The organism is Mesorhizobium sp. P160219 (assembly GCF_057786095.1).
In genome coordinates this window covers 528615-542077 of sequence record NZ_JBYNWG010000001.1, presented here as the reverse complement: position 1 = coordinate 542077, position 13463 = coordinate 528615, and the positions used below count along the sequence as shown (strand labels likewise).

Below are 13463 nucleotides of genomic sequence, written 5' to 3'. Positions count from 1 at the left end.
GGGTGGGGGGCAGCGCCAAGGTTTGTGCGAATGGTGCGACGGAACCAATCCGTCGCAGGGCTCCACCCACAATGACCCTCGCCGACACCCCCGTCCTCTCCATCGCCAACCTCTCCGTCAGCGTGCGCGGCGAGGACGGCGAGCGCAATGTAGTCTCCAACCTGTCGCTGACGCTGGCGCGCGGTGAGACGCTTTGCATTGCCGGCGAATCCGGCTCCGGCAAGTCGATGACCGCGCTGGCGATCATGCAGCTTTTGCCGCAGCCGGCGGCGCGCATATCGTCAGGCATGATCCGTCTTCGGGATGGGAATCGGGGCGACACCGACCTAGCAACCCTCGACGAACGCCAGATGCGGCGCATTCGCGGCGACCGCATCGCCATGATCTTCCAGGAGCCGATGACCTCGCTCAATCCGGTGCTGTCGATCGGCCGGCAACTGACCGAATCCATCGAAGCGCATACCAGCCTGTCGTCGGCGCAAGCCCGCCAGCGCGCGATCGAGGCGTTGAAGGCGGTGCGCATTTCGGAGGCGGAAAGCCGGCTAAAGCAGTTTCCGCACGAACTCTCCGGCGGCATGCGCCAGCGGGTGATGATCGCCATGGCGCTGGCGCTCGAGCCCGACGTGCTGATCGCCGATGAGCCGACGACGGCGCTCGACGTCACCGTGCAAGGCGAAGTGCTGGAGCTGTTGCGCGACCTGCAGCGCCAGCATGGCACCAGCGTCATCCTGATCACCCACGATATGGGCGTGGTTGCCGAAATGGCCGACCGGGTCATCGTCATGCGCGACGGCCGCATGGTCGAAGAAGGCACGACATCGGATATTTTTGCCCGCCCGCAGGCCGACTATACGCGCGAACTGCTGGCTGCCGTGCCGCGCATCGGCAGTGGTGTCGGTCGACAGAAATCCAGGGATGCGATTGACGTCTTGAAACCGGCCAATGTCGCCGAGGTCAACGACCTGCATGTCCGCTTCGATCTGCGTGGCGGCATCTTTGGCCGGGTCACCCGCCGCGTCCACGCCGTCGAGGGCGTCAGCTTCTCGATCGCGCCCAACGAAACGCTTGCTCTGGTCGGCGAATCCGGCTGCGGCAAGTCGACGACCGCCAAGGCGCTGGCCGGACTGGCGCCGTATAGCGGCGACATCGTCATTGGCGGGCGCAATCTCTCCGGTCTTGGCCGCGACGAGCGCAAGGCGGTGCGCCGTGACGTCCAGATGATTTTCCAGGATCCCTTCGCTTCGCTCGATCCGCGCATGCGCGTCGGCGAGCTCGTCGCCGAGCCGCTGGTGATCCATGGCATCGCCTCCAAGGACGAGCGCCGCGAACGGGTGGGGGCGCTGTTCGAGCGTGTCGGCCTGTCGGCCGACCAGATGGAGCTTTACCCGCACGAATTCTCCGGTGGCCAGCGCCAGCGCGTCTGCATCGCCCGAGCGCTGGCGCTACGACCAAAACTGATCATCGCTGACGAAAGCGTCTCCGCGCTCGACGTCTCGGTGCAGGCGCGTGTGCTCGATTTGCTGAAGGAATTGCAGCGCGAATTCGGCGTCGCCTATCTCTTCATCTCGCACGACATGGCGGTGGTCGAGAACATTTCCGACCGCGTTGCCGTCATGTATCTCGGCCAGATCGTCGAGATGGGCACGCGCGACCAGGTGTTTTCCAACCCGCGCCATCCCTACACCAGGCGGCTGATCGACGCCGTGCCGGTGCCCGATCCGGCGCAGCGCAGAACGCGCTTCGCGCGCCTCGACCAGGAAATCCCGAGCGCCACCCGCAGGATCGGGGAGGCGCCGCTGAAGCTGGCGCTGAACGATGTCGGCGGCGGCCATCTGGTTGCTGCGGAAAGCTGAGCCCGCACTGGCTGGCAGCTGTTCTTTTACTTTGTTGAGTACAACCAAGAACTGCCGTCTCGGGTTTACCGCGTCTTAGGTGGACGGCGGCCACTATACGGTCGGCGTTCTTGCCACGGGGAAAACAGTGCTCAAGGCGGTTCTGCAACTGCTGCCGGGTCGGTTCATGGATGTGCGCATGCGCGTGTCCGAGGGCTACGAGACGCGCGTGGTGGAGCGGCCCGGGCGCTGGATGAAGGCTGCCGAACTGGAGCAGCTGAGCAGCGATCTGCGGCTGGTAGCGTCCAAGACACTGAAGTTCGGCAGCCTGACCTATGGCGTGTTTTCCGGCGACCGCAGCCGGCTGGAACATTCCATCATCACCATTGTCTACCGGCGCAGCGACCGGCAGCCGATCGCCTTCAACTCGCTGGCGCTGATGGAGACATCGCTCGCCGGCAAGCCCTATGAAGTCTTGCACCTCGGTTTGGTCATGATCGATCCCGACGAGCGCAGCCGCGGGCTGAGCTGGATCCTCTACGGCCTGACCTGCTTCCTGATGTTTTTGCGCAATCAACTGCGGCCGATCTGGATTTCCAATGTCACCCAGGTACCCGCTGTCGTCGGCATGGTCGCGGAGGCGTTCAGCAATGTGTTCCCAGGACCGCATGCCGGCGCGCGCCGCTCGCTTACCCATGTGCTTCTGGCGCGGCAGATCATGGCGCGCCATCGCCATGTCTTCGGTGTCGGCCCCGAAGCTGGTTTCGACGAAGAGCGCTTCGTCATCACCAACGCCTATACGGGCGGCTCGGACGATCTGAAGAAGACCTTCGACGAGGCGGCCAAGCACCGCGTCGAGACCTTTAACGAGTTCTGCCGCAAGGAACTCGACTACACGCGCGGCGATGATGTGCTGCAGATCGGACAGATGAGCTTTCAGTCGGCGCGCACCTATCTCGCCGACGCGGTTCCGCGCGGCTCGCTTGCCGCCCTTGCGGTAGCAGGTGCGGCGGCCACGCTGCAGCGGCTGGTTTTGCCGGTGGTACACTGGGCGGATAGCAGCCGCCAATGGAATGTGCTGAGACCATGGACACGCTGATGGCTTCATCCGTGATGATGCCTGGGTGTGAGCTGATGGGCGCTGACCGATGAACCTCGACGACACGCTCGTGGCCGACACCATCACCTCGCTGGCGGCGCTGTTCGGGCTGCTGATCGTGATATCGGTCGTCAGCGGGCGCGACACCGGCGATCCGCTGTCGCGGCGTTTTCTGTTCGGTTTGCGGGTGCTGGCGGTTCTGCTCGCCTGCCGCATCCTCGACTGGACTACCGGCCTCGCACTCTTCCGCTTCGTCACCATCGCGGCGGCGGGCCTGCTGCCGCTGGCCGCACTGCTGCTGACCGAGGGGCTGTTGCGCCGGCATGCGCCGTTTGCGCTAAAGTTCTTTGCCGCCGGCGGCGCCCTGCTGTTTCTACTGCTGGCGCCGATCCCGGAACGCTTTGCCGAGCCATGGCGGATGGCGGTACTACTTGCCTTCCAGTTCGGAGGTTTTCTCGCCGTCGGCTGGCTGGTGATGACGCGCGATCGCGACAGCCTGTCGGCGGCCGAAAACCGCACGGTCGAGCGCATGGCGCTGTCGCTGCTGTTGATCATTCCGTTCATGGTCACCGACTACCGGCCCGGCCTGTTCGAAGTGCCGGTTCGGCTTGGCGGCATCGCCATCCTGTTCCTGTGTTGGCTGACGATCGGCCTTGGACGCGCGAGCCTCGGCCATCGCGACACGATCGGCGCCTTTACCGTGATTACGCTGAGCTCGGTTTTCGCCGGGCTGGCGCTGGGCGGCATCGACGATCTCGGCTGGCGCGGCAGTGTGCAGGGCGTGGTGATCGTGCTGTCGGCGACGCTGCTGGCAGTCATCTACAATGACAGCGTCAGCCTCACCGCGGAGAAGCGCCGCGACTCGTTGCTGAAGCATATGGCCGAGGGCGACCTCACCGATTCGGCGCGCTTCCTGCGCGGCCTGCAGAGCCATATTCTTGTCGACGGTGCGCTGATCCTGCCGGCAGCCGACCTCGGTGATTTCGACCTGAAGGTGCTGGCCCGTGCACTAGAGCAGGAGCCCGTGCGCTCGCTCGCCGATACGCAGCCGGGGGCGCCAGTCGACCAGGATATACGCGAGCAGCTGGCCTGGCTGTTCGAGAAATTTGAGGCGACCCATGTGCTGCTGGCGACGCTCGAGCCGTTGACCGTGGTGGCGCTCAACATGCCGGCGCTGGCATCGTCGCCGGGCGTGGAAATGGAGCTGCGGGCAGTCCAGCGCATGGCGATGCTGATCTCGCAGCGGCATGCGAAGGGTTGATCATACTGAACGGGCCGGCTCTTGCGTCGGCCCGTTGCCGTAGCCGGGTCAGGCGGCCTTGGTCTTCAAGGCCTCTTCGTCGCGCACCATTTTTGTCACGGCGGCGAAGTCGAGCTTGCCGGAGCCAAGGACCGGTACCTTTGAGACCACCCGCACTTCGGCCGGGACCATCAGGTCCATGGCGCCGTTGGCCTTGGCGTAGGCGAGGAATTCCGCTCGTGTGGCGCCGGATGCCTCAGTGATGAGGATCAGCTTTTCGCCCTTGCGCGCGTCGGGCACCGTGGCGACCGCCGACAGCGAGCCCTTCCACAATTCGCCGGCCAGCGCTTCGACAGCGGCGAGCGAGATCATCTCGCCGCCGATCTTGGCGAAGCGCTTGGCGCGGCCGCGAATGGTGATGAAGCCGCCTTCGTCGATAGCGACGACGTCGCCCGTATCATGCCAGCCGTCCTCCAGCGGTTCGAGCACGCCGGGCTTCTCGGCCCGGAGATAACCGGCCATGACATTGGGGCCGCGCACGAACAGCCGGCCGCCTTCGTCGACGCCGGGGACGGGATCGAGGCGGTATTCCATGCCGGGCATGATCTTGCCGACGGTTCCAGAGCGATTGTACATCGGCGTGTTGATGGAGATCACCGGCGCCGTCTCGGTGACGCCATAGCCCTCGAGTATGCGGACGCCGAACTTCTCCATATAGGTCATGCGCGTCGCTGTCTTGACCGGCTCCGCGCCGGCAAAACAATAGCGTATCGAGCGGAAGTCGTAGGGGTGCGCGGTGCGGGCATAGCCGGAGAGGAAGGTGTCGGTGCCGAAGATGATCGTCGCGTTCGAGCCGTAGATCAGTTCCGGCACGAGGCGGTAGTGCAGCGGCGAGGGGTAGAAATAGACCGGCACGCCGGAGATCAACGGCAGCACCGTGCCCGCGGTCATGCCGAAGGAGTGGAAGATCGGCAGCACGTTGAACACCTTGTCGCCCGAATGGAAGTCGATACGCGACGCCGCCTGGGCGGCGTTGGCCAGGATGTTGCGGTGGGTCAGAACGACGCCCTTCGGCGTGCCTTCCGAACCCGAGGTGAACAAGATCACCGCCGCATCGCCGGGCTTGCGTTTCGCGCGCGGCGTCGACTTGCGCAGCAAGCCGAGCAGCTTATCCTTGAGACTGATGGTCTTTCTGAGATCGTCGAGCCACACGATGTCGACCGAGCGACCGAGTTCCTCGACTACAGCGCCGAGCTTTGCCTGTTCGACGAACGCGCGGGACGTCAGCACGGTGCGGACTTCGGCGGCCTTGCAGGCGGACAGAATATTGGCAGCACCTGCGGTGAAGTTCATCATCGCCGGAACCTTGCCGGCGGACATGACGCCGAGCAGCGTCGCGCAAGAGCCGTTGGCGTTGGGCAGCATGATGCCCAGCGTCTGCTGGTCGGCATAAAGGTTCTGGAACTTCTCACCAAGCACGGCGGCAGCCGTGAGCAGCTTGCTGTAGCTGAGAGAACCGGTGACCGGATCCTGAACTGCGAGCTGATTCATGCCGCGTTCGTTCGCCGTCTCGATGATCTTTTCCAGTACGGTCTTGTCGATGTCCTGGGTGCGGAAAACGAGATCCGACATCACCTGGTAGAGCGCGGAACCCGCCGCGGCGCGGCGCTTGCGGCCCTTCAGCTCCTGCGGCACCTCGAGCTTGACCGGTTCCAGAATGGTCACCTTGACCTTCGGGAACAGGCGGCGGCGCACATGCTGCGAGCTCAGTCGCGAGAAGTAGGTCTTCTCCAGCCCGTCGATGCGCACCGGCACAACCATCGAGCCGGTCTTGTCGGCAACCATGGCGGCGCCGTCATAGACCTTCATCAGGCCGCCGGTCACGGTGATGCGTCCCTCCGGGAAGATCACCAGCGGGTCGCCGCCCTGCACGATCTTGATGAGCGTGCGGGTCGACATCGGCTTGGCCGGGTTGAGCGGCAAAGCGCGGGCAAGTTTCATGAACGGCTTCATCCACCAAGCCTGGGCAATGGTGTAGTCGATGGCGAAGACCGGTTCCTCATCGGTCAGCGTCAAGGCGAGCGGACCGTCGAGGAAGCTGACATGGTTGAGCGCCAGGATCGGCGCCTTGCCGGCCGCCTTGAGGTTTTCCATGCCCTCGACTTCGAGGCGCAGGAAAGCGCGAAACAGGATGGAGACGAAGTCACGGAAGGGGTTCGTCGGCAAATATTTCAGCATCAGCCAGGCGGCAATCGCATTGGCCGCGACGAGGCCGAACAGGATGCCGCCGGTCGAGACCTTCGTCTGGATCAGGGCCATGATGATGCCGCCGCCAGTCATGAAGCCGGCATTGACGATACTGACGGCGGCGACGACCCGGGCGCGCCGCGCTTCGGGCGACCAGGCCTGCACGGCGGCGAAGGTCGGCACCACCAGGAAAGCGGCTGCAATGGCCATGCCGGCGAGGTCGATGGCGACGCGGACCGTGTTTGGGCCGGCGAAGAACGCGCCAAGGGTTTCCGCCTGGGGCGACGGCGTCATGCCGGAGATGGTCCAGGCGAGATGCAGGCCGAACAGGGCGAGCAGCGCCGTGCCGACCGGTGCCGGCAACAGCACGATGCGGCCCTGCGACATCCAGGCGGCGATGGCCGAACCGATGGCGATCGAGACGGCGAACACGGCGAGGTAGACGGTGACGGCCATTTCGTTGCCGCCGAGCGAATCCTTGATCAGCACCGGCAGGAGCGAGAGCACGATGGCGCCGATCAGCCAGAACCACGACGTCATCAGGCCGGCGCGCCAGATGCGTGTGTCGGTGCGCAATTCGGCGACCTGGCGCCAGGTCGAGCGGAAGATGTTCTTGTCGATGACAAGGTCGGGCGCCGCCGAACCGGTGGACGGGATGTAGCGGCTGACGAGCCAGCAACCGACGGCGAGCGCCATCATGATCGGTCCGAACACCGCGACACCGATGCCATCGGCGGAAACGACGCCGCCGGCTATGGTGCCGCCGAGAATCGCGGCAAACGTAGCTGACTCGATCCAGGCGTTGGCCTTGGGCAGTTCCTTGCGTTCGAGGTGATCGGGCAGGATGCCGTATTTGATCGGTCCGAACAGCGCCGAGATGATGCCGAACATCAACAGCGCCGTCATCAGCACGGGAATCGACGACAGGGCGATGCCGACGACGGAGACACCCGCCGCGGCGATCTCGGCGAATTTCAGACGCTTGGCTATGAGAGCCTTGTCGAAGCGGTCGGCGAGCTCGCCGCCGAGCGCCGACAGGAGCAGGAAGGGGGCCATGAAGACGGCGCCCGCCAAGGTGACCAGTGATGCCGCCTGGTCCGCCGCCAGCGTGAACAGAATAAGGAACACCAGCGTGTTCTTGAGGAAATTGTCGTTGAAGGCGGACAGGAACTGCGTCCAGAACAAGGGCGCAAAGCGCCTGGACGTCATCAGATGAGCTGTCGGTCGGTTGATCGGGGCGATTTCCATAGCGGCGACTTCCATTGGGCAAGACCGATTAAAATCCTGGCTGGATTGATCAGCGGTCTTGCGCGTTGAGCCTTGTTTAGCGGGAACCCGGTTACACTTCGTTACTGCGGCTGACTTCCATCAGCAACTTCTCGGTCTTGGCGTCTTCCAGCCGGTTGATGAAGCGGCTTGCCTCTTCCGAGTCGCGCAGTGTCTTGGTGATGGTGATCGAGGTGTGCACGAGCATGATGGCGGCCATGGCATAAAACCCCTTGGCGGCGAAGCTCGCCTCCATGAAGTAGATGCCGCCGGCCATCATTGTGGCGGCAACGGCGAAACTGGCCATGGTGAAGGTCTTCCAGGCGCTTGAGTCCTTGGGGGAATAGGTGTTCGGGGTCATCGATATGGTCCTTTCGTTTCAAGGTTAGGTTGGTTGGGCGTGGGTCTGTTTCAGGCTGGATACAATCAGGCTGGATACCATCAGGCCGGATACAATCAGACTGGATAACAATCAGGCCGGCTTGGTCATGGTCTTCGTGAGCCGTTCGAGCACGGCGTCGGCGCTGCTTCTCAGCGGCGCACCGCAGCCGGCGGCCGCAAGCTTCTCTGAGACGGCGGCAGGATCGCCCGACTGTTCCATCTCGGTCATGGCGGCCGCGGTGGCGTCGATCTGCTTTTGCCTGGTGCGCAGGCGCAGCAGCGTCTCCTCGGCGTCCCTGAGCGCCGACAGGCTGGAGCCGGGCGCGCTTTCTCGCAGGCGCTGGGTCGAGTCGACCGCGGCAACGATGCGCTGGCCGCGCTGCAATTCGCGCAGGCGCATTTCGGAGACGCGGATGATCCGCTTGAGACGCTCGATCTCGGTGTCGAAGCTTTTCTGCGCCTCGGCGGAGGCGTCGCGTTCGGCTTCCAGCATGGCGATGGTTTCGGCGGCTTCGCGGGCCAGTTCATTCTGTCCCTGCTCGATGGCGGCGATCGTGCGCTTCTCCAAATCGTCGATGCGGAGGACAAGCTTCTTGAACTGCGCGACTTCCTGTTCGTTCTGGGCGATGGCAATTGCAACCGCCCGGCGGGCGGCCGCGATAGCGTCGGCGCAATCGCGGATCTGCTGGCGCAGGATTATCAGCGCGTTGCGGTCGACGACCGCCTCGGCGGCTTCGTAGCTTCGGCCGCGAACGAGAGCAAAAAACTGTTTCAACATTTCCGTTTCTCCTCTATGAACGTTGTTCATGAGGCAAAGTAGCACATTGTGAACGGCGTTCAAGGAGAAAATGAACGGTGTTCATGATTGCGCATAAGAGAAGGTTAATGACCGCAAAACGGGACGCCAAACGCGAGGACCTCAAAGGCAGGCTGATCGAGGCCGCGCAAGCGCGCATCCAGTCCTCGGGGCTCGCCGGTCTGCGTGCGCGCGACATCACGGCCGATGCCGGCTGCGCGCTGGGCGCGCTCTACACCGCCTTCGCCGACCTGGACGAGCTCATCCTGCACGTCAACTCGATCACGCTGGCAAGACTTGGGGCGGCGTTGGAACAGGAGGCGACCGGCGCGGCCGAGCCAAGGGCCAAGCTGAGGGCTCTGGCCAAAGCCTATCTCTCTTTCGCGCGCGACAATCGCATGGCGTGGAAGGCGCTGTTCGAGCATCGCATGGCGCCAGGCGTGGCGGTGCCCGGATGGCATCTGGCCGAACATGCCGTGCTGATCCAGCATCTCGTCGAGCCGCTGGCGGCGCTGCTCCCGGCGGCGGCAACGCCGGAGCTTTTGGCCCGCGCGCGCACGCTGTTCTCCGCCGTGCATGGGATCGTCGCCATCTCGCTCGAAGACCGTTTCATTGGCCTGGCGTCCACCGATCTCGAAAGTGAGCTGCTGGGTTTCGTCGACACGCTGGTGAGCGGGCTGGAGACGGAAAGGGAATGAACTGCTGCGATCGGCTCTTGCCTCACGGCACTCTGCCCTTATGAAGATCGTGGCGGGGACTGGCCGGTTGATCCAGGCCGGCTGAGACTGTTGGGGGATACCCGGTGACAATCGATCAGAACCGTCGGTTTCAACCCGAAATACAAGGGTTGCGCGGACTGGCCGTCGCTCTGGTCGTCGTCTTTCACCTGTGGCCCCATGCTCTTCCCGGCGGATATATCGGCGTCGACGTCTTTTTCGTCATCTCTGGCTATCTGATCACCGGGCTGCTGGCGCAGATGGCGCTGCGCGGCGGCCGGATCTCGCTGATCGAATTCTATTCGCGACGAATCCGCCGGCTCCTGCCAGCAGCGATCCTGGTGCTATTGGTGACGCTGCTCGGTACGCTGCTGTTCATTTCCAAGGCGCGCTGGGAGGAAACGGCCAACCAGATCATGGCCAGCGCTCTCTATGTCGAGAACTGGCGTCTGGCCCACGAGGCAGTCAGCTATCTCGACGCCGACAATCTGCCGACGCCGGTGCAGCATTACTGGTCGCTTTCCATAGAAGAGCAGTTCTACATCGTCTGGCCGGTGCTCATCACCGGCGTGATCTGGCTGGCGCGGCGATGGCATCTCTCCTTGCGACGATGCTTGGCGACGACATTGTCGCTCGTTTTCCTGGCATCGCTGGCCGCCTCGGTCATCCTGACGAAAACGGATTCGGCACAGGCCTATTTCGTCAGCCATACACGCCTGTGGGAATTGGCGTTGGGCGGCCTGCTGGTGCTTGGCGAGCACCGGTTCCGCCTGGGCGCGGGTGCCAGCCGGGTGATGGCGCTTGCCGGCACCGCCGGCATCCTTGCCTCCGCTCTTCTGTTTTCAGCGGCGACACCGTTCCCTGGCCTCAGTGCGTTGCTGCCAACCCTGGCCACCGTGCTCATCATCCTGGCTGGCGAAGTCCAAGCCGGTCGGTTTCGTGGGCTCGATTTGTGGCCGCTTCGGTTCATCGGCGATAGGTCCTATTCGATCTATCTCTGGCATTGGCCGTTGATCACATTCTTCCTAGGACAGGGCTTTTCGCTGACCTTTGCCAGTGGTGCCGGCCTGATTGCGGTGACCGTGGTCCTGTCGGACCTGTCTTATCGCTATGTCGAACAACCCTGCCGGCAATCCCGGGGTGCCTGGTGGAAGCCGCTGGGGTACGGCACCATCGCTGTCCTGGCATGCGTGGCGGCATCGGAGGGGCTGCTGTATTTCGTGACGACGCAACGCACCGACATTACGCTGATCGGCACGCCGGCCTATCCCGGGCCTGCCGCCTTGCTGACCGGCGCCGCGGTTCCGGACGATGTGGACCTCCTGCCGCCGCTGGCCAGGCTAAGGCGGGATGTGTCGAGGTTGTTCTCGGCGGGATGTCAGCAGAACCTCAAAGGCGCAAAACCGGTGGGATGCGTGCTGGGCGACCCCGCCGGCCCGAAAACCATCGTCCTCGTTGGCGATTCCCACGCTGCCCAATGGGGTCCAGCCTTGAACAAGATCGCCAGGGACCGCAAATACAAGCTGGTTTCTTTCTCGAAATCCGCCTGCGCATTCGCGCGTGCGCCCACCAAGTCGGACGGCAAGCCGTATCCATCTTGCTACGAGTGGAGGGAGAAAGTGCTGGCTGAGATTTTAAAGCTCAGGCCGCTCGCCGTCATCACCAGCCAGTCCAACGCCGGATCGGTTCCGGATGACCTGATGATCGAGGGGCTGCGCAATGTCTGGAGCGAACTGACCGAGGCAGGTTCGCAGATCATCGTCATCCGCAACACGCCCTTGATGCGATTCGAACCCGGCGATTGCCTGAGCGCCACGCCCGCAAAATGCTTCACCAAAAGAAGCGACGCCGAGCTCAACAACCTGTTGGCGCTTGCCGCGGAGGGTCAGAAAAACGTGCGCGTCGTCGATATGACTGACGCTTTGTGCGGACCGGAACTATGCCCGGCGGTCGTCGGCAATATGATCGTCTGGCGCGACACCGGTCATTTGACGGCCACCTATTCGCTTGCGCTCGCGCCTTATCTCGCCCCCAGGCTCGGCCTCTGATGCGATTCCCAAAGCGGGCCACGCGCTTTCCCAAGTTGCTCCAGCAGGCACAGAGTCCAGATATTTTTCGGGACGAGCAAGAAATGGAAATTCCGCTGGTGGAGCTGAGGAGGATCGAACTCCTGACCTCGTCATTGCGAACGACGCGCTCTCCCAGCTGAGCTACAGCCCCGTCCAGCGGATGGCGCATTTATCGAAGGCTGCGGTTTCCTGTCAAGGCGGGGTTTTGCTGAAATCCCTTGTGCCTGGTGCTTGCAGGCGACCGGCCCTTGCCGGTTTCGCGCGCAATGGCTACATGTCGGCAACAATCGGAGACCGGCATGCTCGCCCTCATTCAAACAATCGTCATGGCGCTGGACCTGTACTGGTGGGTCATCATCGCCTCGGCGATCTTTTCCTGGCTCTATGCGTTCAACGTCGTCAACTCGCGCAATCAGTTCGTCGGCAGCATCGGCAACATGCTCTACCGGCTGACCGAGCCGGCGCTGCGTCCGATCCGTCGGTTCATGCCCGACCTCGGCGGCGTCGACATTTCGCCGATCATCCTGCTTCTGCTCCTGTTCTTTCTCAGGCAGCTCATTCTCACCACGATAGCGCCGCTGGTCCTGTGAACCTGACGATGGCATGAGCGCGCCATTCCGCTTGCGCGCCGACGGCATCGACCTGTTTATCCGGCTGACGCCGAAGTCTTCCGTGGACAGGCTCGGAGGCGCCGAAAAATCGGCCGACGGGCGCAGCCATTTGAAGGCGCGCGTGCGCGCCGTGCCGGAGAATGGCGCGGCCAATGCGGCGCTGGAACGGCTGGTGGCCAAGGCGCTGGGCGTTCCGGCATCGGTCGTGTCGGTCATTGCAGGCGGCACGGCGCGGCTGAAGACGGTGCGTGTGGTTGGCGAACCATCGACGCTGGTGAAGAGCATCGAGGCACTGGCCGCCGGATAATCCTCAATCCCCCAGCGGCAACTTTGGATCGTCGACCTTCAGCGTGTTCACGCTCTGCTTGATGCGGCGCAGGTTTTCGAGAACCCTGGGTCCGCGCGTTTCGGCCACGGAGGTGACGATCATGTCGACGATCGACAGCAGCGCGTAGCGCGAAGAGGTCGGCTTGTAGATGTTGCCGTCTTCCAGCGACTGGAACTGGATGACGGTATCGGCGGCCTTGGCCAGCGCTGATTCCGGCGGGGTTACGGCGATGGTGGTGGCGCCATATTGCTGGGCCACCTGAACGGCATCGATCACCGAGCGCGCATAGCCGGACACCGAGAACGCGATCAGCGTCGTCTCCGATGTGGCGACCGCGGCATACATGCGCTGCAATTGCCCGTCGATCTGCGCCAGCACCGGCACGCCGAGCCGAAACAGCCGGTTCTGCATCTCGGTCGCCATCATCGAGGAAATGCCGCCGGAGCCGATGCACAGCACATTGCCCGAACTGACGATGCGCGCGGCCACGCCCACCAGCGTCTTCATGTCGAGGTTTTCGCTGGCGCGCTGGATGGCGGCGATTGCCGCTTCGGTGATGGCCGACGCAATGCGCTGCTCGCGCGCGTCGCGGTTCAGCGGTTCGGGCGACAGATACTGGCCGCCAATGGCAATCGCCTGCGCCAGGTAGAATTTGAAGTCGCGCAGACCCTCGCAGCCGAGATTGCGGCAGAAGCGGGTGACTGTCGGCTCGCTGACGCCGACGCGCGCGGCAATCTCGGAGATTGCCGCCTTGGAGGCGAAGTCGAGATCGGTCAGCACGAGGCCGGCCAGGCGGCGGTCCGATTTGGTGCCGTCCTGCGACATCAGTTGCAGCCGCGTGATGATGTCGGCCGGCGTTTTCATTTCTGGGTTGTCGT

11 protein-coding genes and 1 tRNA gene are annotated in these 13463 nt (G+C 63.6%); 7 read left to right on the top strand and 5 right to left on the bottom strand.

Annotation, left to right across the window (positions count from 1 at the left end):
• Positions 1-71 precede the first annotated feature (71 nt).
• The 3 genes from AC3EMP_RS02675 (at position 72) to AC3EMP_RS02665 (ending at position 4192) form a co-directional block, all read left to right on the top strand.
• Positions 72-1853 carry an ABC transporter ATP-binding protein gene (locus AC3EMP_RS02675; protein WP_023698727.1) on the top strand — a complete coding sequence of 594 codons (1782 nt, stop codon included), beginning with the start codon at positions 72-74 and terminating at the stop codon, positions 1851-1853.
• A 127-nt stretch (positions 1854-1980) separates the two neighbouring features.
• A complete protein-coding gene (locus tag AC3EMP_RS02670) occupies positions 1981-2931 on the top strand; it encodes a hypothetical protein (protein ID WP_352597738.1) in 951 nt (316 codons plus the stop codon).
• A 49-nt stretch (positions 2932-2980) separates the two neighbouring features.
• Positions 2981-4192: a hypothetical protein gene (locus tag AC3EMP_RS02665; protein ID WP_352597736.1), complete on the top strand. Its 1212-nt coding sequence runs from the start codon at positions 2981-2983 to the stop codon at positions 4190-4192.
• 48 nt (positions 4193-4240) lie between these two features.
• Here AC3EMP_RS02665 and AC3EMP_RS02660 read toward each other — a convergent pair whose 3' ends face one another.
• The 3 genes from AC3EMP_RS02660 to AC3EMP_RS02650 form a co-directional block, all read right to left on the bottom strand.
• On the bottom strand, positions 4241-7666 hold the full coding sequence (locus tag AC3EMP_RS02660; protein ID WP_023753216.1) for an acyl-[ACP]--phospholipid O-acyltransferase: 3426 nt from the start codon (positions 7664-7666) through the stop codon (positions 4241-4243).
• Positions 7667-7757: 91 nt separating this feature from the next.
• Positions 7758-8045 carry a YiaA/YiaB family inner membrane protein gene (locus tag AC3EMP_RS02655; RefSeq protein WP_023668598.1) on the bottom strand — a complete coding sequence of 96 codons (288 nt, stop codon included), beginning with the start codon at positions 8043-8045 and terminating at the stop codon, positions 7758-7760.
• Between the two features lie 111 nt (positions 8046-8156).
• Positions 8157-8843, bottom strand: coding sequence for a PspA/IM30 family protein (locus AC3EMP_RS02650; RefSeq protein ID WP_023710178.1), 687 nt, complete (start codon positions 8841-8843; stop codon positions 8157-8159).
• Between the two features lie 107 nt (positions 8844-8950).
• On the opposite strand from AC3EMP_RS02650, the gene AC3EMP_RS02645 reads away from it, so the two are divergent.
• Complete coding sequence (locus AC3EMP_RS02645; protein WP_352712181.1) at positions 8951-9559, top strand: TetR/AcrR family transcriptional regulator; 609 nt, start codon at positions 8951-8953, stop codon at positions 9557-9559.
• 104 nt (positions 9560-9663) lie between these two features.
• On the top strand, positions 9664-11625 hold the full coding sequence (locus AC3EMP_RS02640; protein ID WP_081839891.1) for an acyltransferase family protein: 1962 nt from the start codon (positions 9664-9666) through the stop codon (positions 11623-11625).
• A 96-nt stretch (positions 11626-11721) separates the two neighbouring features.
• Here the strand turns inward: AC3EMP_RS02640 and AC3EMP_RS02635 are convergent.
• Positions 11722-11797 (bottom strand) — tRNA-Ala (locus AC3EMP_RS02635).
• Between the two features lie 148 nt (positions 11798-11945).
• Here AC3EMP_RS02635 and AC3EMP_RS02630 point away from each other — a divergent pair.
• On the top strand, positions 11946-12236 hold the full coding sequence (locus AC3EMP_RS02630; protein WP_023668602.1) for a YggT family protein: 291 nt from the start codon (positions 11946-11948) through the stop codon (positions 12234-12236).
• A gap of 13 nt (positions 12237-12249) precedes the next feature.
• On the top strand, positions 12250-12564 hold the full coding sequence (locus AC3EMP_RS02625; RefSeq protein ID WP_023755958.1) for a DUF167 family protein: 315 nt from the start codon (positions 12250-12252) through the stop codon (positions 12562-12564).
• Between the two features lie 3 nt (positions 12565-12567).
• Here AC3EMP_RS02625 and AC3EMP_RS02620 read toward each other — a convergent pair whose 3' ends face one another.
• Positions 12568-13449, bottom strand: a complete 882-nt coding sequence (locus tag AC3EMP_RS02620) for a MurR/RpiR family transcriptional regulator (protein ID WP_023681445.1) — start codon at positions 13447-13449, stop codon at positions 12568-12570.
• Positions 13450-13463: the final 14 nt, after the last annotated feature.